At 63.3% G+C, this 25539-nt stretch carries 21 protein-coding genes and 1 tRNA gene; 21 read left to right on the top strand and 1 reads right to left on the bottom strand.

Features of this window, described 5'->3' with window-relative positions:
* From ABLA28_RS03715 to ABLA28_RS03635, 17 genes are all read left to right on the top strand, one after another.
* The coding region (locus ABLA28_RS03715) for a GTPase (RefSeq protein WP_347712570.1) at positions 1-804 on the top strand (804 nt) is incomplete at its 5' end.
* Positions 805-910: 106 nt separating this feature from the next.
* Entirely contained in the window at positions 911-1828 is a 918-nt protein-coding gene (locus ABLA28_RS03710; RefSeq protein ID WP_299298966.1) for an ABC transporter permease, read from the top strand.
* Positions 1829-1930: 102 nt separating this feature from the next.
* On the top strand, positions 1931-2890 hold the full coding sequence (locus ABLA28_RS03705; RefSeq protein ID WP_314716073.1) for an ABC transporter permease: 960 nt from the start codon (positions 1931-1933) through the stop codon (positions 2888-2890).
* 80 nt (positions 2891-2970) lie between these two features.
* Entirely contained in the window at positions 2971-3972 is a 1002-nt protein-coding gene (locus ABLA28_RS03700; protein ID WP_314716086.1) for an ABC transporter ATP-binding protein, read from the top strand.
* Between the two features lie 2 nt (positions 3973-3974).
* A complete protein-coding gene (locus ABLA28_RS03695) occupies positions 3975-4958 on the top strand; it encodes an oligopeptide/dipeptide ABC transporter ATP-binding protein (RefSeq protein WP_347712572.1) in 984 nt (327 codons plus the stop codon).
* A gap of 99 nt (positions 4959-5057) precedes the next feature.
* A complete protein-coding gene (locus tag ABLA28_RS03690) occupies positions 5058-6650 on the top strand; it encodes a peptide ABC transporter substrate-binding protein (protein ID WP_347712569.1) in 1593 nt (530 codons plus the stop codon).
* Between the two features lie 154 nt (positions 6651-6804).
* Positions 6805-8373, top strand: a complete 1569-nt coding sequence (locus tag ABLA28_RS03685; RefSeq protein WP_347712571.1) for a peptide ABC transporter substrate-binding protein — start codon at positions 6805-6807, stop codon at positions 8371-8373.
* A gap of 168 nt (positions 8374-8541) precedes the next feature.
* Complete coding sequence (locus tag ABLA28_RS03680; RefSeq protein ID WP_347712568.1) at positions 8542-10143, top strand: peptide ABC transporter substrate-binding protein; 1602 nt, start codon at positions 8542-8544, stop codon at positions 10141-10143.
* Positions 10144-10263: 120 nt separating this feature from the next.
* Complete coding sequence (locus ABLA28_RS03675) at positions 10264-11097, top strand: formate/nitrite transporter family protein (protein ID WP_347712567.1); 834 nt, start codon at positions 10264-10266, stop codon at positions 11095-11097.
* Positions 11098-11381: 284 nt separating this feature from the next.
* Complete coding sequence (gene greA / locus ABLA28_RS03670; RefSeq protein ID WP_314716077.1) at positions 11382-11915, top strand: transcription elongation factor GreA; 534 nt, start codon at positions 11382-11384, stop codon at positions 11913-11915.
* Positions 11916-11991: 76 nt separating this feature from the next.
* A tRNA-Asn gene (locus ABLA28_RS03665) sits at positions 11992-12067 on the top strand.
* Between the two features lie 227 nt (positions 12068-12294).
* Positions 12295-13029, top strand: coding sequence for an NAD(P)H-hydrate epimerase (locus ABLA28_RS03660; RefSeq protein ID WP_347712566.1), 735 nt, complete (start codon positions 12295-12297; stop codon positions 13027-13029).
* Between the two features lie 172 nt (positions 13030-13201).
* Positions 13202-15244, top strand: coding sequence for a methyl-accepting chemotaxis protein (locus ABLA28_RS03655; RefSeq protein WP_347712565.1), 2043 nt, complete (start codon positions 13202-13204; stop codon positions 15242-15244).
* A gap of 603 nt (positions 15245-15847) precedes the next feature.
* Entirely contained in the window at positions 15848-16789 is a 942-nt protein-coding gene (locus ABLA28_RS03650) for a DUF4198 domain-containing protein (protein WP_347712564.1), read from the top strand.
* Between the two features lie 308 nt (positions 16790-17097).
* Complete coding sequence (locus ABLA28_RS03645) at positions 17098-17715, top strand: CvpA family protein (protein ID WP_314717171.1); 618 nt, start codon at positions 17098-17100, stop codon at positions 17713-17715.
* A 9-nt stretch (positions 17716-17724) separates the two neighbouring features.
* Positions 17725-20079 (top strand): Smr/MutS family protein, encoded by a 2355-nt coding sequence (locus tag ABLA28_RS03640; RefSeq protein ID WP_347712563.1) that lies wholly within the window; start codon positions 17725-17727, stop codon positions 20077-20079.
* Positions 20080-20205: 126 nt separating this feature from the next.
* A complete protein-coding gene (locus tag ABLA28_RS03635; RefSeq protein WP_347712562.1) occupies positions 20206-20844 on the top strand; it encodes a hypothetical protein in 639 nt (212 codons plus the stop codon).
* Between the two features lie 406 nt (positions 20845-21250).
* Here the strand turns inward: ABLA28_RS03635 and ABLA28_RS03630 are convergent, their stop codons facing one another.
* Positions 21251-21796: a flavodoxin family protein gene (locus ABLA28_RS03630; RefSeq protein ID WP_347712561.1), complete on the bottom strand. Its 546-nt coding sequence runs from the start codon at positions 21794-21796 to the stop codon at positions 21251-21253.
* A 143-nt stretch (positions 21797-21939) separates the two neighbouring features.
* Here ABLA28_RS03630 and ABLA28_RS03625 point away from each other — a divergent pair, with 143 nt between their 5' ends.
* The 4 genes from ABLA28_RS03625 to ABLA28_RS03610 all read left to right on the top strand — a co-directional run.
* Positions 21940-22272, top strand: coding sequence for a winged helix-turn-helix transcriptional regulator (locus ABLA28_RS03625; protein WP_314717160.1), 333 nt, complete (start codon positions 21940-21942; stop codon positions 22270-22272).
* A 284-nt stretch (positions 22273-22556) separates the two neighbouring features.
* The gene (gene larE, locus ABLA28_RS03620) at positions 22557-23399 is read left to right on the top strand and encodes an ATP-dependent sacrificial sulfur transferase LarE (RefSeq protein WP_347712560.1); all 843 of its coding nucleotides are present in this window, start codon (positions 22557-22559) and stop codon (positions 23397-23399) included.
* 180 nt (positions 23400-23579) lie between these two features.
* Positions 23580-25097 (top strand): potassium/proton antiporter, encoded by a 1518-nt coding sequence (locus ABLA28_RS03615; RefSeq protein ID WP_347712559.1) that lies wholly within the window; start codon positions 23580-23582, stop codon positions 25095-25097.
* Between the two features lie 21 nt (positions 25098-25118).
* A partial coding sequence (locus ABLA28_RS03610; protein WP_347712558.1) for a hypothetical protein occupies positions 25119-25539 on the top strand: 421 nt, incomplete at its 3' end.

Raw genomic sequence — 25539 nt, 5'->3', positions numbered from 1 at the left:
GAGGCGTCGCTGCGCGACGCGGCCGCAACGCTGAAGCTGACCCTGCAGGACCTGTTGGACCGCTGCTCCCTGGGCCTTCTGCTGCGGGAGGGGATCCGCGTCGTGCTGTCGGGCCGGCCGAACGTGGGAAAGTCGTCCCTGCTGAACGCGCTCCTGAAGCAGTCCCGGGCCATCGTCACGGCGCTGCCGGGGACGACGCGGGACGTCATCGAGGAGGCCATCACCTACCGGGGCGTCCCGATCCGCCTGGTGGACACCGCGGGGCTGCGCACGCCGGTCGACGAGATCGAGGCCAGCGGCATCGAGCGGACGAAACAGGAGCTGAAACAGGCGGACATCTGCCTCTGGCTCCTGGACTGCTCCGTTCCCCTGGACGGCGAGGACCTGGAGTACCTGCGCTCCCTGAGCGTTCGGGAGCATGTCGTCCTGCTGAACAAGGCGGACAAGAGCCATGCGGTGACGGAGGACGACATCCGGGAGATCGTGCCGGAGAGCTCGGTCATCTCCCTCTCGGCCAAAACGGGCGAGGGGCTGGAGCTCCTGAAGGAGGAGATCCTCGCGATCGCTACGGGCAACGGGTCCCTGGACGCCGGGCTCAACGTCACGGCCCGCCAGTTGGATGAGATTCGCCAGGCCCTGAACGCCATGACGGAGGCGGAGGCGGCGATCCTGGACGGGGTGGGACAGGACGTCGTGGCGGGGCTCCTGGGGAGTGCGCGCAACGCCCTGGAACGGCTTCTGGGCATCGCCTGCGACGACGCGCTGCTCGACTCCGTCTTCAGCCGCTTCTGCGTGGGCAAGTAGCCCACTCCCGGCCGGCCGCCCCGCGGCGAGGGCGGCCGGCCGCATTTTCCAGAAGGGTAATGATGATATAATCGATTCGGACATAGTCGAGGACGGGGGGCAGACGATGCGAAAGTACATCTTCCAGAGGATCTGGACCAGTTTGTTGACGTTGTTCGTCGTCATAACCCTCACCTTCTTCATGATGCGCGCCATCCCCGGCGGCCCCTTCACGGACGAGAAGGGCATTCCGCCGCACATCATGGCCAAGATCATGGAACGCTACCGACTGAACGACCCGCTTTACGTGCAGTACGGACGCTATCTCTGGGACGTCCTCCGTTTCGACCTGGGGCCCTCCTATCGGTACGAGGGCATGACGGTCAACAAGATCATCAGCGACAGCTTCCCCGTGTCCCTGATGGTGGGCTCCATGGCGCTGGCCCTGGCTCTGGCTGTCGGCATCCCGGCGGGAATCGTCTCCGCGCTGCGGCGCGGGCGGTGGCAGGACCGCAGCGCGATGGTTCTGGCGACGCTGGGCATCACCATTCCAAACTTCGTCATCGCGACGACCCTGGTCTACCTCTTCGCCTACCGATGGGGCTGGGTGACGGTGGGCTTCTGGGAGGGGCTGCCCACGGCCGTCCTCCCCGCCCTGACGCTGGCGGGGTACCCCACGGCCTTCATCTCCCGCCTGACGCGCTCCAGTATGCTGGAGGTCATCCAGCAGGACTACATCCGCACCGCGCATTCCAAGGGGCTTCGAGAGCGCACGGTCGTCTACATCCATGCGCTGCGCAACGCCATCATCCCGGTGATCACCTACCTGGGGCCGCTCGCCGCAGGAATCCTCACCGGCAGTTTCGTCGTGGAGCAGGTCTTCGGCGTGCCGGGGCTGGGGACGTTCTTCGTCACCAGCATCTCCAACCGCGACTACACCACCATCATGGGGGTCACCATCTTCTACAGCGCGCTGCTGGTCTTCCTGAACCTGGTCGTGGACATCTGCCTCGGGTTCGTCGACCCGCGGATCAAGCTGCACTAGCGCGCGCCGCGGGGGGAGCGAGGCCATGAATCCGCCTCGCCGTCACTGGCCATCGATCGAATCATCGTATTGAAATGTCGAATGAATGAAGGGGGAAACACGATGAACGCCTTTAACGGCGCCACCACCACCCTGCCGGCGGTCCCGGACCTGAGCGACCCCGCCCTGTTCGAGCCGGTCGGCGCCGCGGAGAAGCAGGGCTCGGAGTTCGTGCGTCCCTCGCAGAGCTATTGGCAGGACGCCTGGCGTCGCCTGAAGCGGGACCGGCTGGCCCTGCTGGGCGGGGCGGCGATCCTGCTCATCCTGCTGCTGGCCGTCGTCGGGCCGTGGCTTTCGCCCTACGCCTACGACACGCAGAACTTCATGGAGTCCAACGAGCTGCCCAGCCTGAAGCACTGGTTCGGGACGGACATGTTCGGGCGCGACCTTCTCGTCCGCGTGCTCTACGGGGCGCGGATATCCCTGGCGGTCGGGTTCGTCGCGAGCCTCATCAACCTGACGATCGGCGTGATCTACGGCGGCGTCTCCGGCTTCGTCGGAGGACGGACGGACAACTTCATGATGCGCGTCGTCGACACCATCCACAGCGTCCCGCTGATGATCTACGTCATCCTTCTGATGGTCGTCGTGGGGCCGGGTCTGAAGAGCATCTTCCTGACGCTCGGCATCTCCTACTGGGCCTCCATGGCCCGTATCGTGAGGTCCGAGGTCATGCGGATCAAGAACGAGGAGTTCGTTCTGGCCGCCCGGGTCCTGGGGGCCTCCGGCGCTCGGATGCTGCTGCGGCACCTCATCCCCAACGCGATGGGGCCCATCCTGGTGACACTCACCTTCTCCATCCCTCAGGCCATCTTCACCGAGGCGTTCCTGAGCTTCGTCGGCCTGGGGGTCAGCGCTCCGATGGCGAGCTGGGGCGTGCTGTGCAACGACGCGATCGGCGCGCTGGCCATCTATCCGTGGCAGCTCTTCTTCCCGGCCGCCGCGATCTCGGTCACCATTCTGGCCTTCAATTTCCTGGGCGACGGCCTGCGCGACGCGCTGGACCCGCGCCTGAGGAAGTAGCCGGCTTTCCTTGGGGGGAGAGGGCGGACGCCGTGACGACGGACAATATGACGATGGATGTGAGGACGACGGAGGAAAACATGACGGCGGACAAGGACGCCCTTCTGCGGGTGGAGGACCTGCGCACCTCCTTCTTCACCCCAGTTGGGGAGGTGAAGGCGGTCGGCGGGGTGTCCTTCGAGCTGAGGCGGGGCGAGGTGCTGGGGATCGTCGGCGAGTCCGGGAGCGGCAAGAGCGTGACCATGCTGTCGCTGCTGCGCCTGCTCGGGACTTCGGGGCGCGTCGTGGGCGGGAGCATCGTCTTCGACGGGACCGAGCTGACGGAGGTCCCCGAACGGCGGATGGCCGACCTGCGGGGACGGCGCATCTCCATGATCTTTCAGGACCCCATGACGAGCCTGAACCCCGTGCTCACCATCGGCTATCAGCTCGAGGAACCGCTTCGGCGCCACGGAAGCGGCCCGGCCGCCGAGCGGCGGAAGCGCGCGCTCGAGATGCTGCGCCGCGTGGGCATCGAGCCCGCGGAGCACCGTATCGGCCAGTACCCGCACCAGTTCAGCGGCGGGCAGCGGCAGCGCATCATGATCGCCATGGCGCTGATGTGCCATCCCGACCTGCTGATCGCCGACGAACCGACGACGGCCCTGGACGTCACCGTCCAGGCCCAGATCCTGGACCTGATGAAGGAGCTTCAGGGGCAGTTCGGCACGTCGATCGTCCTGATCACCCACGACCTGGGGGTGATCGCGGGCATGGCCGACCGGGTGCTCGTCATGTACGGCGGGCGCATCGTAGAACGGGGAACCCGGCGCGACGTCTTTTACGCCCCGGCGCATCCCTACACCCGCGGGCTCCTGAGATCGGTCCCCAACCCGGACGAGCTGACGAAGAAGCGTCTGATCCCCATCGAGGGGCAGCCTCCGGACCTGCTGAACCCGCCCTCCGGCTGTCCCTACGCTGCGCGCTGCCCTGAGACGATGCGCATCTGCATGGAGTACCCGCCACGGCGGACGAGCCTCTCGGACTCGCACAGCGCGTCCTGCTGGCTCCTGGCCCGGCCGGGCGCGGAGGTGGGGAGATGACGATGACGGAGAGGACGGCGGCCGGACGGGGGACCGGGTCGGAGACGGCTCTTCTCGAGGTTCGGGACCTGGCGAAGCACTTCGCCGTCCCGGGCGGGACGGTGCGCTCGGTCGACGGGGTGTCCTTCGACATCCGCGCCGGGGAGACCCTGGGGCTGGTGGGGGAATCCGGCTGCGGCAAGACCACGACGGGCCGTACCATCGTCAGGCTCTACGAGCCCACGGGCGGTTCGGTCCGCTTCATGGGGCAGGACATCTCCCGTCTGTCGCAGCACGGGATGCTGCCGTGGCGCAAGCGGATGCAGATGATCTTCCAGGACCCCTACGCCTCGCTGAACCCGCGCATGACGGTGGGCGACATCGTGATGGAGCCGATGGTCATCCACGGCTTTCCCAGGGATGAGCGGGCCGACCGGGTCCGGCATTTGCTGCGCATGGTGGGCCTGAACAGCGAGCACGCCAACCGCTATCCGCACGAGTTCAGCGGCGGCCAGCGCCAGAGGATCGGGATTGCCCGGGCCCTGGCCGTGGAGCCCGAGTTCATCGTCTGCGACGAGCCGATCTCGGCGCTCGACGTCTCCATCCAGGCCCAGATCGTCAACATGCTGGAGGACCTTCAGGACGAGCTGGGACTCACCTACCTGTTCATAGCGCACGACCTCTCGATGGTGAAGCACATCAGCGACCGCATCGCGGTGATGTACCTGGGCAATATCGTGGAGTTGGCGGAGAGCGGAGAGCTCTACAACAACCCGCAGCACCCCTACACCCGCTCGCTGCTCTCGGCCATCCCCATCCCGGACCCGGACCTTTCCGACGCGCGGCGGCGCATCTCCCTGTCGGGCGAGATACCGAGCCCCCTGAACCCGCCCTCCGGCTGCAAGTTCCACACGCGGTGCCCCGACGCGAGGCCGGAGTGCGCCGAGGCCGACACGGCGCTGCGGGAGCTCCGTCCGGGGCACCTGTGCGGCTGCCCGATGGCGTAGGCGCCTGCGCCTGGCGGGCAAAAACAGCCGACTTGAAACTTGAAAGAAAATAAAACAAGAAGGACGAGGTCTTATCGAGCGAAAGGAGCGGACGGCGGAATGGCAAGGGGCGTGAGGTGTCTTCTGGCGCTGATGGCGGCGCTGTTCCTGGCGGGGACGGGCGCGGCCGTGGAGGGGGAGATCGTCTTCAACCTGGCGGTCGAGCCCCAGACGATCGACCCGGTGCGGAACAACGCAGTGGACGGGTCGAACGTGATCTTCAACCTCTTCGACGGGCTGGTGCGCATCGGGTTCGACGACGCGCCGGAGCCGGGCTGTGCGGAGAGGTGGGAGGTCTCGGAGGATGGGATGACCTGGACGTTCCACCTGCGCAAGGGGTTGAAGTGGTCGGACGGCAAGCCCCTGACGGCGGAGGATTTCCGTTACGGCCTGCTCCGGCTCCTGGATGCGCGGAACGCGTCCCCGAACGCCTACATGGCGTACTTCCTCAAGAACGGCGAGGCGTTCTTCAACGGCAAGGCCGGATCCGAGGATGTGGGCATCGACGTGCCGGACGACGCGACGCTGCGGCTCCGCCTGGAGAACCCCGCGCCCCTGATGCTGGACTGCCTGTCCTTCTACGCCTTCGCCCCCGCGCGGGCGGACGTCGTGGAGCAGGACCCGCGCGGCTGGGCGACGAAGCCCGAAAGCCTGGTGAGCAACGGTCCGTTCGTACTGTCCGAGTGGAAGCACAACAGCGAGCTGACCCTGACGAAGAACCCCAACTACTGGGACGCGGACAACGTGAAGATCGACAAGGTCCGCATGGTCATGATCACGGACTCCAACACTGCCCTGGCCGCGTTCAAGGCGGGGAAGGTCGATCTGCTCGACCGGATCCCGCCGCAGATGACGCCGCAGCTCATCCAGAGCGGAGAGGCGAAGGTGGCCCCGGCCCTCGGCACGGCCTTCTGCGTCTTCAACGTCGCCAGGGCGCCCTTCGACGACCCGAGGGTGCGCAAGGCCTTCACGCTGGCGATCGACCGAAGGACGATGGTGGAGAAGGTCACCCTGGGCGGCCAGAAGCCGGCCGTGGCGTTCATCCCCTACGGTATACCCGGCGCGGGGTCCGACAGGGACTTCCGGGCGGAGGGCGGGACCTTCCTGCCGGAGCGGGCCGACCCCGAGGCGGCGAAAAAGCTGCTGGCCGAGGCCGGGTACCCGGACGGCAAGGGATTTCCCAAGGTCGCCTACAAGTACAACCTGAGCTCCACCAACAAGGCCATCGCCGAGGCGCTCCAGGCCATGTGGAAGCAGAACCTGGGCGTCGAGGTGGAGCTGGCCAACGAGGAGTGGAAGGTCTTTCTGAACACCCGCGAGCAGGGAGACTTTCAGATTGCGCGTCATGCCTACGTCACGATATTCTTCGACGCTGGCAGCCTGCTGGAGGGATGGGTCACCGGCTCCCCCAAGAACGTGGCCCGGTATTCCGACCCGGAGTACGACGCGCTGATCAGGGACTCCCTCAAGCAGATGGACCGGTCCAAGCGCATGGAGGACATGCACAGGGCCGAGGCGATCCTGATGCGCGACCTTCCGGTGCTGCCCCTCTACTTCTACTCGACTCCCTACATGCAGAGCGCCCGCGTGAAGGGCATCTACATCTCCCCGCGCAGCTGGGTCCTCTTCCGGGGCGCCGAGGTCGCGGAATAACGGGGATACGAGGCGGATTCCCCTTTGCCGGCGGCGCAGTCCCGACTGGAGGGCGCGGCGGGGATCAAGGGGTGAAACGGCGTGTTGGCTTCTCTCACTTACCTTATCAGGAGGCGATGTAAAGATGGGAAGGGTTTCGAAGGTTCTTTTGCTGATGGCGCTGATGGCGGCGCTGTTCCCGGCGGGGACGGGCGCGGCCGCGGAGAGGGAGATCGTCTACAATCTGGGGGCCGATCCCCGGACGATCGATCCCGTTTTGAACAACGCGGTGGACGGGTCGAACGTGATCTACAACCTCTTCGAGGGGCTGGTGCACATCGGGTTCGACGACGCGCCGGAGGCCGGCTGCGCGGAGAAGTGGGAGGTCTCCGAGGACGGGATGAGCTGGACGTTCCACCTGCGCCCCGGGCTCAAATGGTCGGACGGAGCGCCCATGACGGCGGAGCACTTCCGCTATGGCTTCCTTAGGGCGATCGACCCCGCGAACGCGTCGCCCTACGCTCATCTGGGCTTCTTCATCAAGAACGGCGAGGCGTTCTTCAACGGCAAGGCCAAGGCCGAGGACGTAGGGCTGGTCGCGGTGGACGACGTCACGTTCCGCATCGACCTGGAGTACCAGACGCCCCTGATGCTGGACTACCTGTCCTATCACATCTTCTATCCGGCGCGGGCCGACGTCGTCGAGAAGGATCCGCGCGGCTGGACCGCCAATCCGGAGACGGCCCTGTGCAACGGTCCGTTCATGCTGTCCGAGTGGAAGCACAACAGCGAGATGATCCTGGTGAAGAACCCCAACTACTGGGACGCGGACAACGTGAAGATCGACAAGGTCCGCCTGGTCATAATCACGGACTCCAACACCGCCCTGGCCGCGTTCAAGGCGGGGAAGATCGACCTGCTCGACCGGATCCCGCCGCAGATGACGCCGCAGCTGATCCAGAGCGGCGAGGCGAAGGTGGCCCCGGCCCTCGGCACCTCCTTCTCCGTCTTCAACGTCGCCAGGGCCCCCTTCGACAACCCGAAGGTGCGAAGGGCCTTCGCTCTGGCGATCGACCGGACGGCGATGGCGGAGAAGGTCGCGATGGGCGGCCAGAAGCCGGCCGTGGCGTTCATCCCCTACGGCATCCCCGGCGTGGGGGCCGACAAGGACTTCCGGGCGGAGGGCGGGGCCTTCCTGCCGGAGCGGGCCGACCCCGAGGCGGCGAAAAAACTGCTGGCCGAGGCCGGGTACCCGGACGGCAAGGGCTTCCCCAAGGTCACCTACAAGTACAACCTGAACCCCACCAACAAGGCCATCGCCGAGGCGCTCCAGGCCATGTGGAAGCAGAACCTGGGCATCGAGGTGGGGCTGGCCAACGAGGAGTGGAAGGTGTTCATCGACACGCGGATGCAGAAGAACTTCGACATCGCGCGGCACGCCTATCTGGTGGACTTCTTCGACGCGGGCAGCCTGCTGGAGCTGTGGATGACCGGGTTTCCCGAGAACGTCGCCAACTACTCCAACGCCGAGTACGACGCCCTGATGAAGGATTCCCTCAAGCAGATGGACCGGTCCAAGCGCATGGAGAACATGCACAGGGCCGAGGAGATCCTGATGCGCGACCTTCCGGTGCTGCCCATCTACTTCTACTCGACCCCCTACATGCAGAGCGCCCGCGTGAAGGGCGTCTACATCTCCCCGCGCAACTGGGTCTTCTTCCGCGGCGTCGAGGTCGTGGAATAGGGACGAGAGGGGGCGGACCTTCGCCGTCCGCCCCGCCGCTCCGGGGCTCTGGAGCTGAAGGATGGATCGACTTCTTGATTGGATTTATTGATTGAAGGCCGGGGCTGAGGCCGAGACGGCGCATCCGTTTTGTTTTCGTCCGTGTTGTTCGTGTCGTTAGGAGGCGGTATGAAGATGAGAAGCGGCGTGAAGGAAATTCTGTCGTTTGTGTTGGCGGCGGTGCTGTTCCTGGCGGGAACGGGCGCGGCCGCCGAGAAGGAGATCGTCTTCAACCTGGCGGTCGAGCCCAAGACGATCGATCCCGTTCAGAACGAGTCCGTCGACGGTTCCGATGTCATCATGAACATCTTCGAGGGGCTCGTGCGTGTCGGCCCGGACGCGAAGCCGGAGGCGGGGTCGGCCGAAAAATGGGACGTGTCGGAGGATGGGCTGACCTGGACGTTCCACCTGCGCCCCGGGCTCAGGTGGTCGGATGGAGAGCCCTTGACCGCCGGGCACTTCAAGCATGGCTTTATGCGTCTGATCAACGGGGAGAACGCCGCCCCGTATTCCTACATGGGCTTTTTCATCAGGAATGCCGAGGCGTTCTTCAACGGCAAGGCCAAGGCCGAGGACGTGGGGATCAACGTCCTCGACGACGTGACGCTCCAGATTGTCCTCGAGGATAAGAACCCGCTGATTCTGGAATACCTTTCCTTCGGCAACTTCATCCCCGCCCGGCCCGACGTGGTGGACAAGGACCCGCGCGGCTGGGCTGCAAAGGACGATTTCCCGTGCAACGGCCCGTTCATGATCTCCGAATGGAGACACAACAGCGAGATGACCCTCGTGAAGAACCCCAACTACTGGGAGGCGGACAAGGTCAGGCTCGACAAGATCCGCATGACGATGATCGTCGATTCCAACACCGCGCTGGCGGCGACGAAGGCCGGGAAGATCGACTTCAACAAGCAGCTGCCGCCGCAGATGACGCCGCAGCTCATCCAGAGCGGAGAGGCGAAGCTGGCCAACACGCTCGGTATCTCCTTCTCCGTCTTCAACCTCAAGAAGCCGCCTTTCGACAACCCGAAGGTGCGCCAGGCGTTCAACCTGGCGATCGACCGGACGGCGATGGTGGAGAAGGTGGCGCAGGGCGGCCAGAAGCCCGCCGTCGCCTATATCCCCTATGTCATACCCGGGACGGGATCGGACAAGGACTTTCGCGGCGAGTCCAAGGACTACCTCCCCGTGAGGGCCGACCCCGAGGCGGCGAAAAAGCTGCTGGCCGAGGCCGGGTACCCGGACGGCAAGGGCTTCCCCAAGGTCGCCTACAAGTACAACCTGAACCCCGTCAACAAGGCCATCGCCGAGGCGCTCCAGGCCATGTGGAAGCAGAACCTGGGCGTGGAGGTGGAGTTGTCCAACGAGGAGTGGAAGGTGTTCATCGAGACGCGCAACCAGAAGAATTTCCAGATTGCACGGCATGCCTATCTGGCGGATTTCCTCGATGCGGGCTCGCTGCTGGAGCTGTGGGTGACCGACGGGCCGATGAACGTGGCCAACTACTCGAACCCCGAGTACGACGCCTGCATGAAGGAGGCCCGGACGGAGATGGACCGGTCCAAGCGCATCGGAGCCATGGTACGGGCCGAGGAGCTCCTGATGAAGGACGCGGTGACGCTGCCGATATATTTCTACACGACGGCCTACATTCAGAGCGATCGCCTCAAGGGCGTCTTTCTGACCCCCTTCAACTGGGTCCTGTTCCACCGCGCCGAGGTCGTGGAATAGGGACGAGAGCTATGCGGCTGGGTCCATCGGTGGGTCCGGCCGTTTTTTACCGGGCGGCCACGGCGTCCGCACCCTGGAGTCGTTCTTGTGCCGCATAGGATGGAAGGAGGATGGTTTTTGATGCAGGGTAACTTTCTGAGTCCGGCGGAGATCGCAAAGTATGTTGTCGATGTGGGGCAGAAGAAGGCGGAGCTTTCCCCTTTCAAGCAACTGCTCCTCGGTGTGCTTGCGGGGGGGTTTATCGCGCTCGCAGCGCAGGGGTCCAACGCGGCCATCCACACCGTCGAGTCGATCGGTCTGGGCAAGACGCTTGCGGGAGCGCTCTTCGCCGCAGGACTGATCCTGGTTATCGTTGCGGGCGGCGAGCTTTTCACCGGCAACAGCCTGATGGTCGCCGCGCTGGCGGATCGGAAGATCTCCCTGCCCGCGATGCTTCGCGGCTGGTGTCTCGTCTACCTGGGCAACCTGGTCGGCTCCGTGCTGGTGGCGTTCTTCGTCCTGAAGTCCGGTCAGCTCGTGTGCAGCGGGGGCCTTTTGGGCGGGTTCACCCTGAAGCTGGCGGCCTACAAGACGGCCCTGACCTTCGAGAAGGCCTTCTTTATGGGGATACTCTGCAACTGGCTGGTCTGCCTGGCGGTCTGGATGGCCTACGGGGCCGGGGACGTCGCCGGAAAGATTCTGGCGATCTTCTTCCCCATATGGCTCTTCGTCGCGTCCGGCTTCGAGCACAGCATAGCGAACATGTACTACATCCCCGCGGGCATCCTGGCCAAGGCGGACCCGCTTTTCGTGGAGAAGGCCCTGGAGCTGGGGGCCTCCCAGCAGGCGATCGACGCCCTGGGCTGGGGCTCGATGTTCTCGGCCAACCTGCTTCCCGTAACCCTGGGGAACATACTGGGCGGGGCGTTCTTCGTCGGGCTGGCGTACTGGCTTGCCTACCGCAGGGCGGCGTGAGGTTCGCGTCCGGGTACGGAGCTTCCGAGGGGCCCGATGATGCGGGGCGGAGGGTATTTTCCGACCGGGCGACAGGCACCGGTGCGGCCCCTTGTCTCGGCGGGTGAGAACTGATAGAATACGCCCCGTTCCGCTCTTCCTCTTCGCCGGCGGCGGCATTCCGAATCGAGTCGGCCTCGGGCGCATGCCGGAGGGGCGCGGTTCGCCCACCCCCGGACAGGATCTTGGATGGGGTATCGTAATACGGCCTTGAATGGGAATCTCGATCTGGAGGCGTTGCAAGGGTGTCTGTAAAGAAAAACGACAATCAAGTGGTGGTGACGCGGGAGGGATACGAGCGTCTGTCCGCGGAGCTCGTCGATCTGAGGACGGTCCGCAGGCTGGAGGTCGCCCGCCAGCTCGAGGAGGCGCGCGCCTTCGGCGACCTCAGCGAAAACGCGGAGTATGCGGCGGCCAAGGACGAGCAGTCCAAGGTGGAGAGCCGTATTCTGGAGCTGGAGACGATGCTGGCGAAGACCCGGATCGTCGACGAGGAGAAGCTGGACACGAACAAGGTGGCCATCGGCCTCACCGTCACCCTTCAGGAACTCTCCCCTCCGAAGAAGCGTTACACCTACATGCTCGTGGGATCCGAGGAGCTTTCGAGCTCAGGCGACGCCTCCCAGGCCGTTCAGCACATCTCTCAGAAGAGCCCCGTCGGTCAGGCCATCCTGGGGCGCATCGTGGGCGACGAGGTGTGTGTCAAGGTCCCCAAAGGGGCGCGCCATCTGAAGATCGTCAAGATTGAACGGACCGAGAGGAAAAAAGCGAAAGTCTGAGTTCGAGGAAACGCGTTTCAGTCGAGGGTCATTGACAATTTTTTTGAGAAAGTGTATAGTACCCTTCGTTGAATGTTCCACGATAGCTCAATCGGCAGAGCGGGTGGCTGTTAACCACTAGGTTCCAGGTTCGAGTCCTGGTCGTGGAGCCAATTGAAATAATCATCGGATACCATAAAGGCAGAAAGCCCCCGAGCACTCGGGGGCTTTCGCTTTTTCTGGCGAATTGCCGGGGCGTTCATTCTTTTCGGATTCGTACCCCCTCAAAAGAGGAACAAACCTGTATAATACCATTTGGATCCTTTATGCGGAAACGCGGTAAAGTACGATTCCTCAGGGGACCTTCGATATTGATATTTTCGGCGGGAGGTGGAGTTCGATGCTCCTTGTTCCGGGATCGTCCCCCTCCGCAGGGAAAAAGGGAAGGCCGGGCGGAGGGAATCCGCATCTGGAGCCGATTACCCGGGAGGAGATGCGGGAGGCGGACCGCCGGGCCATAGAGGAGTTCGGCATCCCCGGCATTGTCCTCATGGAGAACGCGGCCCTTGCGGTCGTCCGGGAGGTCGCGGATGCGGCCTCCTTTGCTGTGGTCTGCGCCCCCGGGAACAATGGAGGGGACGGCCTGGCCGTGGCCCGGCATCTGCTGATCCGAGGCCGGAGGGTCGAGGTCTTTCTGGTGGGAGACCCGGAACGGGGCAGTGCAGATTTCCGCACGAACCTCGGCATCCTGCGGCGCCTTTCGCCGGATGCTCCCCTGCCCTTGGACGAGAGCTCCCTGGAGCGCCTGGGCCACTCTCTCAGGAACTGCGAGGTCTGTGTGGACGCCCTTTTCGGGACCGGACTGACGCGCCCGATCGAGGGGCTCCATAGACGCGTCGTCGAGACGATCGGCGCCTCGGCCGCCCATGTCGTGGCGGTGGACCTGCCCTCGGGGATCGATGCCGACACGGGGAGGGTGCTGGGGGCTGCGGTCAGGGCGAACCGGACCGTGACGTTCCACAGGATGAAGCGCGGCCTGGAGCTGGCTCCCGAGTATGCCGGGACGGTGACGGTCGCCCCCATCGGCATCCCGGGGCCCGAGATTCCCTGTGTCGCCCTCCCCGCGGGCCCGTGACGATACCGGGACGACGAACAAACGCTTTTATGCTGTTTCCTATATTTTGTGTTCTATCGGGGGCGGCCCTCACGGGCCGGAAGAAGCAGGCGCGGCGTGGGCCGCCCTCCGAGGTCGAGCATTGGCGCCCTGGTTGTTTTTCGACATTTGATGCGGTAAGGGAGACGGAAAGATGACGATTCGGAGCAAGATGTTGGGGACGGTTGCGGTGGTTTTCCTGGTGCTGTTCGTATTGATCGGGGTCATTTACATCTCGGGCGGCTCGACGCTTTCCTCGGTCCTGAAGGGGGTTGGGGTGGACAGCGTGTCGCAGTCGGCGGAGATTTTCCGGGGCGTACTGGCCCGTTCCTCCGCGGCCCTCTCGGCCTCCGCCGAGTCGCTGCGGTACGCGTACGTCCACTTCGGGGCGGTCTCTCAGGACGAGATGGCCCGCGCCGCCGCCGCCCTTCTGGCCAAAAACAGGCAAGGTGGCATCAAGGAACTGTTCTGGGGCTACGAATCGAACGGACGCTTCGCGGACGGGGGCGGCTGGAAGGCCCCCGACGACTTCGACTCCCGGACGCGCCCGTGGTACAAGCTCGCCGTCGCGGCCAGGGATGGTGAGGTCGTCTGCTCGGAGCCCTACATCATTGCGGCGACGAACAGCCTGGGGATCACCATGGCCGTCGCGGTCCGCGACGACTCCGGGAAGCTCCTGGGGGTCGTCGGTGCGGACCTGGACGTGGACCAGATCAGTTCGCAGACGGCGGGCCTGAAGGTCTTCGGTCAGGGTTCGGGGGTCCTGATCCGCAAGGACGGCGTGATTGTCGCCTCCCCCCACAAGGAACAGGTCATGAAGACCAACCTCCTCACGGACCCATCCTTCCCCGAGGGCGTCCGTGAGACGGTCCGGCGGATGACGGCGGGCGAGACCGGGTCCGCCGAGTACACCCACGAGGGAGAACGGCGCCTGATGTTCTACGCCCCGGTCGGGTACGACCTCTACCTCGGCGCGTTCTTCCCCTACGCCGTGATCTCCGGGATCCTCAGGACCTTGATCCTGATCCTGCTGGGGGTTGCCGTTACGCCGCTGGTCATCATCGGGGTCTCCTTCTTCTGCATCATCCGGGGCATGACGCGCTCCGTGCGCCGGATGACCGACCTGATGGAGGGGCTGGAGGCCGGCGACCTCTCGACCCGTTTCGACGACTCCGGCAAGGACGAGTTCGCCAGGATATCCGGGATGCTGAACCGGACTGTGGTCTCCATCGGTGAGGTGATCGCCCGGATCCGCACCGGCGTGGCCGAGAGCTCCCGGCAGTCCGAGGAGCTCGCCGAGATCTCGGGCGGCCTGCTCGCCTCCATGGAGGATGTCGGTGGACTGATGGGCAAGTCGAACGCCCTTCTCGACGAAAGCTCCTCCTCCCTCGAGGCCATCAACGCGGCGATCGGCGAGGTGGCGTCCGGGGCGCAGTCGAGCGCTCAGGCCGCTACGGAGGGGGCCACGCAGTCCTCGACCGTCAGTACCGGGACGACGGAGGGAGTCCACAGCGTGGGACGTATCGTGGAGGGCATGAAGCTGGTGGCGGGAAAGTCCGGGGAGACGATGGAGCAGATCGACCATCTGGCGCAGTCGGTCGAGGCCATCTCCGGCTTCGTGAGCTCCATCACGTCCATTGCCGACCAGACGAACCTTCTGGCGCTCAACGCGGCGATCGAGGCGGCGCGCGCCGGCGAGGCGGGGCGTGGCTTCGCCGTCGTGGCCGAGGAGGTCCGAAAGCTGGCCGAGGAGTCCGGCAACGCCGCCAAGGAGGTCAGCAAGCTGATCCGGGAACTTCAGGATCATTCGGGGAGTTCGCTCACCGCGACGAAGGAGATGGCCCAGCACCTCTCGGATCTTCTCTCCAGGGCCGAGACGGTCGACAAGGAGCTGCAGGGCGTCCTGGGCGCTACGAACCACCTGAACGAGTCGATCCAGAACATCGCGGCGGTCTCGGAGGAGCAGGCCGCGTCGGCGGAGGAGATGACCGCCTCCGTCCAGAGCGTGACCACCTCCATCGGGGAGATCGTCGGGGTTCAGAAGAAGCTCGGTCAAGCAGCATCGGACACGGTCGACGTAGCAAAAGCCATCGAGCGGGCGTCACTGACGGTGTCGGAGACGGCGGAAAAGCTGAGCGAGCTCATCGGCCGCTTCAAGATGGAGGAGGACGGCAAAGGCCTGGCCCTGAAGGGCTGAAAAGAATCCGCCGGATCGGCAGAGAGGTAACATAGGAGGCTGCCTCTTACAGGGGCAGCCTCCTCGCGTCTTTAACGTTACCTTGACGAATCCGCGCAGCACTTCAACCGCAGGAAATTTCAGGAGGAAACCAAGTGAGCGACGTAGTACGCCCCGCTTCAGTACGCCCCGCCTTTTGGGCGCTTGGGCACAACTCGCGTTGCTCGTTGATGAAGCCCCTGATAAGGCCCCTGGTGAAGAATCTAAGCGACCAACTCGGCTCGTACCTCGCCGGTTGCCTGCTTATAAGTTCAGCTACGCAAATCAAAGATTTGCTGTCTCGCTTATCCCCCAGCTGCATCATCACAGATCAACGACAAAGGACCCTGCTCCAAATTGACGTAGAGAAGTTTTTGTTATAGACTCCTGATATGTTTTACTCATATAACTTTTTTAATATGCTTTTTGTTTGAAATGGTGTTGTGGGAGGCTTCTTTGGTCTTGTTTTGAATGAAGTTTCGAGGCCTTATATCATTTAAGTTTTATTGGGGGGAACCGGTCGAGGCCCATGGCATGGAGACCAGGAATGACCAGGCAGGATAACCAGGATAAGGAGTGTTGTTCATGTTGAACAGAGCAGTGCAGAACCGTAAGGGCTTTGGAGTTTTGTGTGCCTTATTCGTTTTTCTGTTGGGAGCGATGCCGGCCGAGGCACATTTCTTTTCCATAATTCCCGACACGACGCTCCATGCCGTGCCCGTCGGCAGGGAACATCAGGCCAAGTTGTCCTTCACCGAGGAATTTTTGAAGGTCCAGGCCGGGGCGGCGCACCTGAAGCTGGGCTCCGATATCTTCTCGGCCCGCTTCCTTTACAAGGATGGAGCGTCCCAGAATTTCCCGCCCTTCAAGGACCACGACGAGCCCGGAGCCGGCGTGGAAACGGGCACGGATTCCCACGTGTCCCGTGCGGTGTTGAACAAAGAGGGCACGGTTATCCTCGATGCAAGGGTAAATAAGGTCCCTTACGTTCCGTCCCCCAAAATGAAGATGCTCTATTGGGGGTACTCGAAGCAGATCCTGAACGCAAAGGCGGACGGCCTGTCCACGAAGCCGGCGGGCGGCGGTGAAGTGCTCGAGATCGTACCGATGAGCGAGGTTGCCGAGTTCTCCGTTGGGAAGACGGTTAAGTTCAAGGCTCTGTTCAAGGGCAACCCCCTGCCCAATGCCAAGGTGGAGTGGGCCGACCAGCAGTCCCCGTCCGTCATAGGCGATGAGGGCCCCACGAATACCAAGGAGATTGCGAAGACCGCGGCGGACGGAACCTTCGAGTTCACCATAAAGCACGCGGGGTATAACTGTTTCGGGATCATGCACGGTATCCCCGTGTCGGGAGCGGACAGGAATTTTGACTATTACGCCACCACCCTGATCGTCGATGTCCCCGGAGCTTCGGCTTCCTCCGAGAAGAGCGGGGGGAGCGGCTGCAACAGCGGTTTCGGCATCATGCTCCTTGCAGCGGTGGCTGCATCCGGGCTTATCGGAAGACGTCGTTCTTCCAGGTTCTAGGTAACGTGGTTCCAGGTAACTCAAACAACACGCTTTTATAACGCGAAAGTGCTTCTCAAGCGATTTGTTTCGTGCGCATGGCCCCCATCGGCCCGAGCCACAGCCCATCTCCGCAACGCGTATAGCATACAATTCCGTAGAAAGTGCCTCCCGCAGGTTTTACATAGCGCGGGAGGCTTTTTTTCGCCCTTGCCGCCGGGTTGCGTTATAATTCCCCTGTGGAGTCGGGATCGGTCTTTTTTCGACTCTTGTCGGTACCCCGACGCCTCCGCCGGGTACCCGGACAAAATAACGAAGGAGAAGACATTATGATGAATATTGCCTTGATGTTCGATATCGCAGCGGGTTGCCTTCTAGTCTTTTTTGCCGTACGCGGAGCCATTGCAGGGCTGTCGGGTGAAATAGGCGCCCTCGTAGGCCTCATTGCCAGCATCTTCTGCGGATGGACCTGCGCCCGGCCCGCGGCCGAGCTCCTCCTGGAGTACTTTCCCTCCTGGGACGCCACGCTCGTCGCCCTGATCTGCGCCGTAGTCATCTTCATAGGCGTCTCCCTGTTCTTTGCCTTCCTGGGGCATCTCCTGCGCCTGCTGATCCAGGCCGCGAACCTGTCGATGGCCGATCACTTCTTCGGAACGTTCGCGGGCGCCCTGCGCGCCTTTTTCGTCGTCCTCTTCATCTACGGCGTCGTGTCCATCTTCTCCCCCATCCTTCCCTCGGACTGGCTGAGGGAGAGCTACGCCATGAGGGGAGCTGCGGTCGTGTGGCCGCCCGTGATCACCTTCCTGTCCGACCGCGGCTGGGTGGATATGAACCGGCTGGTCTCCGCGGACCTCGGGGTCTCGTTCGTCCAGAAAACGCTCGTCTCGTCCGACGTCGCTTCCCGGGACGTGGTCAGCTCCGATGCTCCCGCGAAGGAGGGAAACTGAGATCCGGCTATGATTGCAGCTCCGTCCGTCCTCGAGCTTCTGGAGTTCCATAAGGCCCTCGCGCCCTTCAGGGAGCGGCTGAGGGGCGAGCTCGGCGTGCGCGCCCTGGAGGGGGCCTCTCCCTACAGGACCCTCGAACAGCTCGAAAAGCGCGCCGCCCTCCTGCGGGGCTGGATCGACTTCGTCGACCGCTGCGGGGAGATATCCTGGAACGCGGCGCTTGCTCCGGTATCGCCCCTCTTCGAGGGGGCGAAGCGCAGCGGCATCCTCTCGGGCGAGGAGCTTCTGTCGGTCCGGGCCCTCCTGGAGGCGGCGAAGCGCGTCCGCGGAGAGCTGACCGGGGCCGTGGAGGACTTTCCCATCCTGGAGGCCCTTCGGGGAAGGCTCCGCGACTTCTCGCCGGAGCTCGAGGCGCTGGCCGTGGTCGAGGACTCCGGTCGCCTGGCCGACGGCGCCTCGCCCAAGCTCCAGACGATCCGCGGGGAACTGGAGGCCCTGAAACGCTCGGGCCGCCGCACGGCCGCGCGCCTGCTCGAGGACCCCCATATTCTGAACATGCTGCAGGAGCGCTCCCTGGCCTGGCGGGACGGGAGGTTCCTGCTGCTGGTGCGCCAGGAGTACATCAACCGATTCCCGGGCCTGGCCGTCGACCGCTCCGGGTCGGGGAACTCCGTCTACATGGAGCCCCGGATGCTCTCCTCCGTCAACAACGGGCTGATGCTCAAGACGAGGGACGAGCGCGACGAGGAGCGCCTCATCCTTCTGGAGCTCACCCGCAGGGTCCTCGCGCGGGAGCGGGCGATCGTCGATGCGGAGAACGTCCTGGGCGACCTGGACCTCTTCAGCGCGTCCGACTCCCTGATGCGCACCGAGGGCTGGGTGATGCCGGAGCTGACCCGCAAGCGGGCCTTCAGACTGGCCGGGGCCCGGCACCCGCTGCTCCGGGAGGCCGCCGTGCCCGTGGACATCCGCTGCGGCGATTCCTTCGGGACGCTGGTCGTCACGGGGCCCAACACGGGGGGCAAGACGGTCGTGCTCAAGACCGCCGGGGTGTGCCTGGCGATGGCCTGGTCGGGGCTCCCCATTCCGGCCCGGGACGGCTCGGAGGTCGGGAACTTCGACGCCCTCCACGCCGATATCGGAGACGAGCAGAGCATCGAACAGAACCTCTCCACCTTCAGCGCGCACCTCAGAAACATCATAGGGATCCTCGGCTCCGCGACGCGTTCCTCCGTCGTCCTGCTGGACGAGCTGGGCGCTGGGACCGACCCGCAGGAGGGCGCGGCGCTGGGTGTGGCGATTCTGGAGACGCTCCGGCAGAAGGGCAGCCTGGTCCTGGCGACGACGCACCACAACCCGATCAAGCAGTACGCCCTGACGACCCCCGGGGTGGAGACGGCCAGCATGGAGTTCGACGCCGAGCGCCTCTCCCCGACCTACCGCCTGCTGATGGGGGTTCCGGGCAAGAGCAACGCGCTGATGATCGCGCGGCGCTATGGCATGCCGGAGTCCGTGCTGAAGCTGGCCCAGGGGGCCCTGGACGCCCGCGCGGCCTCCGCGGAGGACCTGATGGGGGAGCTGAACGAACGCCGGGCGGCCCTGGAGCGTGAGGAGCACGAGTTCCGGGAGGCGGTCCGGGAGACGGAGCGCCTGAAGCAGCTCTACAGGGACCGCGTGGCGGAGATAGACTTTCAGAGGGACAAGATCATGGAGGCGGCGGACCGCCGCGCCGCGAACCTGTTGAGCCGGGCCGAGGAGACCTCGCGCGGCATGATCCGGGACCTGGAGGGGGCGGTGAAGACGGCGGCGCATCGGGAACTGAACGACAGACGGCAGCAGATTCACAGGCTCCGGAAGGGAATGGAGCGGCGCCAGGCCAGGCGTGAGGAGCGGGAGATCGAGGCCCGGCCGAAGTCCTTCGTCGTCGAGCCCGGGGCGACGGTCCAGGTGGCCGGCAGCGGGGTCGTCGGGCTGGTCGAGTCCGTGTCGAACGGCAAGGCGCGTCTGGCCGCGGGGCCCATGCACCTGGAGGTCCCGGTCGAGCGGCTGGTGGCTACGGACCGGAAGGCCAAGGTGGCCCTGCCGCCCGCGGACACCACCGCCCTGATGGGCCGCGAGACGGTGCCCTCCTCCATCATGTTGCGGGGCATGAACGTGGACGAGGCCCTGCCGCTGCTCGCGAACTACCTGGACCGGGCCTACCGCGCCCACCACGCGAGCGTCGTCGTCATCCACGGGCGCGGCGAGGGGATCCTGCGCCGGGAGGTCCATGCGCTCTGCGCGCGCCTCAAGTACGTCAAGGACTATCGCCTGGGAGGCGCAGGAGAGGGAGGGTATGGGGTCACCGTCGTGACCTTTGCCTGATCTCATCTTTCAATCGGAGGCTAGATTGTCGAGCCAAATGCAACGGGCAATATGAAACCACCGAGAGGATCAGGGCATATCAATGTAGGTCCGGATGGAAATATTTTTGGAGGCCCGCATGAGCTTATGGAAAAGATTCGTCTCAATGAATTGAATAAGGCTTTGCGCCAATGCGGCATAGGGCTCGATCTCGACGAAATTGAGAATACACCCGCTTTTGGAGTGTATCATGTTCATAACTGGAACCATGGTTATGACGGCTTTTATGGAATAAAGGTATATGAAGATGGAAGCTACGATGACGGCACCGCAGACTTCCATGGAACAAGACGGCAGTTTTATAGGGATATGCAGGAAACGATCGATTTTCTGCTTGAATATCTCCGTTTCAAAAATATTCAAGAGTTGATTATAGCGCCATGTTACCGATACAGCCCGTTTTCATCCGATGATGTGGAGCGTAATGACATTTACGAGGAAATCTATGCTTTTTTGCGGAAAAACAATGTTCGAAAGAATGAGCGCTCCGGTATAAAAACGAACATCGAAGATGACATCGGGCCGCTGGAGATGATCGTAGAGGGAGCTTTCAGAGGAATTTCGGATTTATGTTTATTTGTACCGACTCATAAGATGCTTATCGCTCCGGATCATCATTTCGGTTTTACGTTTTTTACTCAACAAAAATCACATGAAGTGGAAACAGTCGCTGAGTTGTTGAGCGGCTATCCGGATTTGCGTTGCTTCAACGGCAAGGAAGGATAGACGGATGAAGGGAATAAACTGACTCAGGACCGTGGGTCCTGCCGCCCCGCGGCTCGGTGCCGATGCCGGCGAACGGTACGGGCCAGACGACGGACGCGCGGACCTGCGACGCGTGGGGCGAGACGGAGAACGACTATCCGTACGCCGGACTGGTGGGAAAACCTGGAACATGCCAAGAACATTCATGATCTGTTATGACAGCTTGAGTATCCTTTTTTTATCCACTCTCGCTCCCTACGGTTGCATGGGATGGTCAATCCATGTGAAAACCTTGAAAAAAGCGAAATGCGCCCGTCCGCTGAACGCGGACAAGCGCAAATGAAATATAAGCCGTATTTGAAGGTTTCGCCGGTTAGGCTCCACAGCCGGAATATCCCGTGCGTCAGGCGGGGCGCAGGGGGATCCATCAGATTTTTTCCGCAAGGGCGGCGGCTTGTCTGCAGCCGTCGGTTTTCTCGATGTCCCCCGCGTTTTGTACGCCGGGAATCAGCACCTCGCCCACCATGTGCCATTTCAGCAGGGCGGCGGTACGCTCGATGGGAATGCGCACGCCGTCCATCACGGACATATCCTCTTCCGCACAGCAACAGATCAGGGCACAGCCTTTTCCGGCGATATTCTCACCCTCCATGCCGAAGGGAAACGTCTTGTCGATGACCGCTTTGATTTTGGCCGGGATAGAGTACCAATACACCGGCATCGTATAGACGATGGTATCCGCCTCCAAAATGGCCGGAGCGATAGAATTGAAATCATCGTCAAAGGAACAGGCTTTCCCGCTCCTGAAGCAGGTCTCACAAGCATGGCACCCACCCACATTCAAAGAGACGGCATCAAACCGGGTGACGCTATGCCCCCTCGCCTCCGCCGCTTCGATAAAGGCTTTCGTCATGGCAAGGCTGTTCCCGTTTTTTCTGGGGCTGCCGGTGATGACCACGATTTTCTTGCCCATAGCAATGCCTCCCGTTTTCCCGAAATTGACTTTTTTCAAGGCCCATATTACGATTATATTCAGAATGATGTTCATAACAAGTACGCACATCGAGGTATGATACTTACAAGGACGTTAAATACTTACCTGTCGGAGAGTGTAAAATGCACGGAAAATGTATTTTTGATGAATGTCTGAGTTCCACGGGATTCAGTTATACGTTGTCGTTAATCAACGGAAAATACAAAATGACGATCCTCTACACCTTGATGTCGTTTGGCGTGGTTCGCTTCAATGAGATGAAAAAATACATTGGCGGAATCTCTTACAAAACGCTGAGCTCCACATTGAAGGAACTCGAGGCCGATCGGCTTGTGCATAGAAAAGAATATCCGCAGATACCGCCGAAGGTCGAGTACAGCTTGACGGAAAGGGGAAAGTCGCTCATTCCCATTCTGGACGGAATGTGCGAGTGGGGGGATAAAAACAGGATTTGATCGGTGAAGGCACAGCAAGAGCGGTTATCGACCGACATGGTCGATAACCGCTCCAACCCGGAGCGCGGGGTGTTCTGGGGCGGGCCTGTGAGTTTTCACGGGGCCGCTTTTTCCGTCCGTCGGCGTCTTGTCCGGAATGTCGCTCTCCACCCTTCCCACCCTCCTCGTCCCGGCGGTCCCGGAGAAACGGCACGCCTTTCCGGGCCGCTCTTCCGCTCGGATGCCGCAAGCGATATAATGCCCCACAAGATGATTTCGAGGCGGAGGGCCTGGAGGACATTGCCATGATCGGGGCTGCAGACGGAGAAGGGGCGGGAAAAAAGCTGGAGAGGCTCCATGAGCTGCTGAGGGGGATCGGCCGCGCGGCCGTCGCCTTCTCGGGCGGCGTCGACAGCGCCCTGCTGGCCGCCGAGGCCCATGACGTGCTCGGCGGGGAGAGTGCGGCCGTCACCATCGTCTCCCCTCTGCTGCCCGCGGACGAGCGGGAGGACGCCCTTCGGCTCGCCCGCGGGCTGAAGCTGAATCACTTTGTGGTCGAGATGGACGAGCTCTCGGACCCCGCTTTCGCCGTCAATCCGTCGGACCGCTGCTACATCTGCAAACGGATGCGGTTCCTCCGTATGGCCGAATGGGCGCGGGAGCGCGGCTTCCCGTGGCTTCTGGACGGGTCGAACGCGGACGACAGCCGCGACTACCGTCCCGGGATGAGGGCGCTTGCCGAGCTGGACGGCGTCCGCAGTCCCCTGCTGGAGGCGGGGCTGACCAAGGCCGAGATCCGCACCCTCTCCCGGGAACGGGGGCTCTTCACGTGGAACAAGCCGGCCAGGGCCTGCTTGGCCTCCCGCATCCCCTACGGGGAGCCCGTGACGCGGGAGGGGCTTGCGCGGGTCGAGGCCGCGGAACGCTTCCTGGCCGGGATCCTGCCGCCGAATGCGCAGTTTCGGGTCCGATCCCATGGGGACCTGGCACGCATCGAGGCGGGGCGGAAGGAGCTGCCCCTTCTTCTGGAGGCCGCCGATTCGATCCACGACGCCCTTCAGGGCGCGGGATTCCGCTACGTGACGCTGGACCTCAAGGGATACCGCATGGGCAGCCTCAACGAGGCTCTGTCCGTCAGCCTCAAATGAGGCTTTGCCAGGCAGCCTCGACGGGGCTTCCTCTCCCTTGAAGCCTTAGACATTTTGGGATTCCAAAGGGACTGGTCCCTTTGGTGGGTTCAGGGCGAAGCCCTGGGGTATTGCCGGGAAAGTCGTGTGCATCGCTATTGTCTGTTCATCGCCATTAACTGTTGAAAGGAATGTAACGCCATGCTGCAGCATCTGGACCCCTTTCTGGTTGCGGGACTGCTGTTTTTCCTCAGCCTCATCGCCGGAACGGTCTCGGAGCGGACCCGGATTCCCGCGCTCATCCTCTTTCTGGGGATCGGGATGCTCGCGGGGGTGGACGGGCCCGGCGGGCTTCCGTTCGACGACGCCTCGCTCACGAACCTGATCGGAACCGTGGCGCTGGCCTTCATCCTCTTCTCGGGCGGCTTCGCGACCCGCTGGCAGGACATCCGGCCCATCGTCGCGAGGGGCGTGCTGTTCTCCACCGCAGGGGTCATGATCACGGCCGCCGCCATGGCGGTCCTGATCTCGATGATCCCCGGGTTCTCCTTCGCGGACGGCTTCCTGCTGGGGGCCATCGTCTCCTCCACGGACGCCGCCGCCGTCTTCTCGATTCTGAGGACGCAGAGGCTGGGGCTCAAGGGGTCGCTGAAGCCGCTGCTGGAGTTCGAGTCCGGAAGCAACGACCCCATGGCCGTGTTCCTGACGCTCGCCGCGCTGCGATGGATCGACGCTCCCGGCGCCCCCTTCGGCGACATGCTGCTCCTCTTCCTGGTGCAGATGGTCGTCGGAGGCGTCATAGGGGTCCTGATGGGGCGCCTGGCCTGTTTCCTGATTCAGCGTCTGCGGGTGTCGAACGAGGCGCTCTACCCCGTCTGGGGCATCAGCATCGTGCTCGCCACCTTCGGCCTGGCGCAGAACATCCGGGGCAACGGCTATCTGGCCGTGTACATCTGCGGCATCGTCATGAGCAACGGGGACTTCCTCTACAAGTACAGCCTGGAGCGCTTTCACGACGCCCTGGCGTGGCTGATGCAGATCGCGATGTTCCTCGTCCTGGGGCTCCTGGTGAACTCCGGAGAGCTGATCAACGGCTCCGTCGTGGGGATCGGGCTCCTGGTCTCCGCGCTTCTGATGTTCGTGGCGCGTCCGCTCTCCGTCTTCATCTGCTCGATACGAAGCGACTTCTCCCTGCGCGAGCGCCTGTTCATCAGCTGGACGGGCCTGCGCGGCGCGGTCCCCATCATCCTGGCGACCTATCCGCTGACGGAGGGGCACCCCCACGCCCGCTACTTCTTCAACCTGATCTTCTTCGTCGTCCTGACGTCCGTCCTCCTCCAGGGAAAGACGCTGGCGGCCGCAGCCCGGCTCCTGAAGCTGGACACCTGGATACGGATCTCCCCCGCCTACCCCCTCTCCTTCGACCGGACGCCCGGAAGCGGGGGCGAGGAAACCCGGGAGGTCAACCTCCTTCCCGACTCCCGCGTGGTCGGGCGCACCGTGAGCGAGCTGAATTTTCCCGATGGGGTGACCATCCTGCTGGTTCATCGCGGAACCCGTTTTCTCATCCCCAAGGGGGGGACCCGTCTGGAGGCCGAGGACGCCCTGCTGATCTTCGGGGAGCGCTCCGCCCTGTCGGATGTTGAGAGGCTGCTGGCGCGCCGCCGGGACGCCGAGGACGCCGAAGATGACGGGGATGACGAACGGCGGATGGTGTGAAGGGGGACAAGCTGTAGTAAAATGGAGTATCCTGAAACGAGACCTCAGGAGCGAGGGGGCGGCGAGACGACGGCGATGAAGGTGATCCTGAACTTTTTGGTGGAATTGTTTACCCTGACCCCGGTGTGGGTGGAGAGGGGGCATGGACGCTGGGTGCTGTCCCGCCGCATGCATCCCGCGCTGCGCGCCTTTCTGACCATCAGCCTGATGATCTTCGGGATCGCCTGGGGCCTGAATCACTTCATGGGCATGCCCGCTCCCGAGACGCCCAGGGCTCAGATCCCGTCCGAGCCCCAGCCGCAGGCCCAACCTCAACCTCAAGCCCATGACGACCGGCCCCTGGATCAAGCTCAGCCGCAGCAGGAGGCTCTGTATCCCTCCGGGCCGGCGGAGCCCCCTCAGCTCGAGGATATCGTCGTCGCCGAACCGGAGGGCTCCGGGA

The sequence above is a fragment of the uncultured Fretibacterium sp. genome (assembly GCF_963544685.1).
In the GTDB taxonomy this organism is placed as follows: Bacteria; Synergistota; Synergistia; order Synergistales; family Aminobacteriaceae; genus CAJPSE01.
The sequence above is the reverse complement of the archived record's forward strand: the minus strand, read 5'-3'. Positions and strand labels throughout refer to the sequence as shown.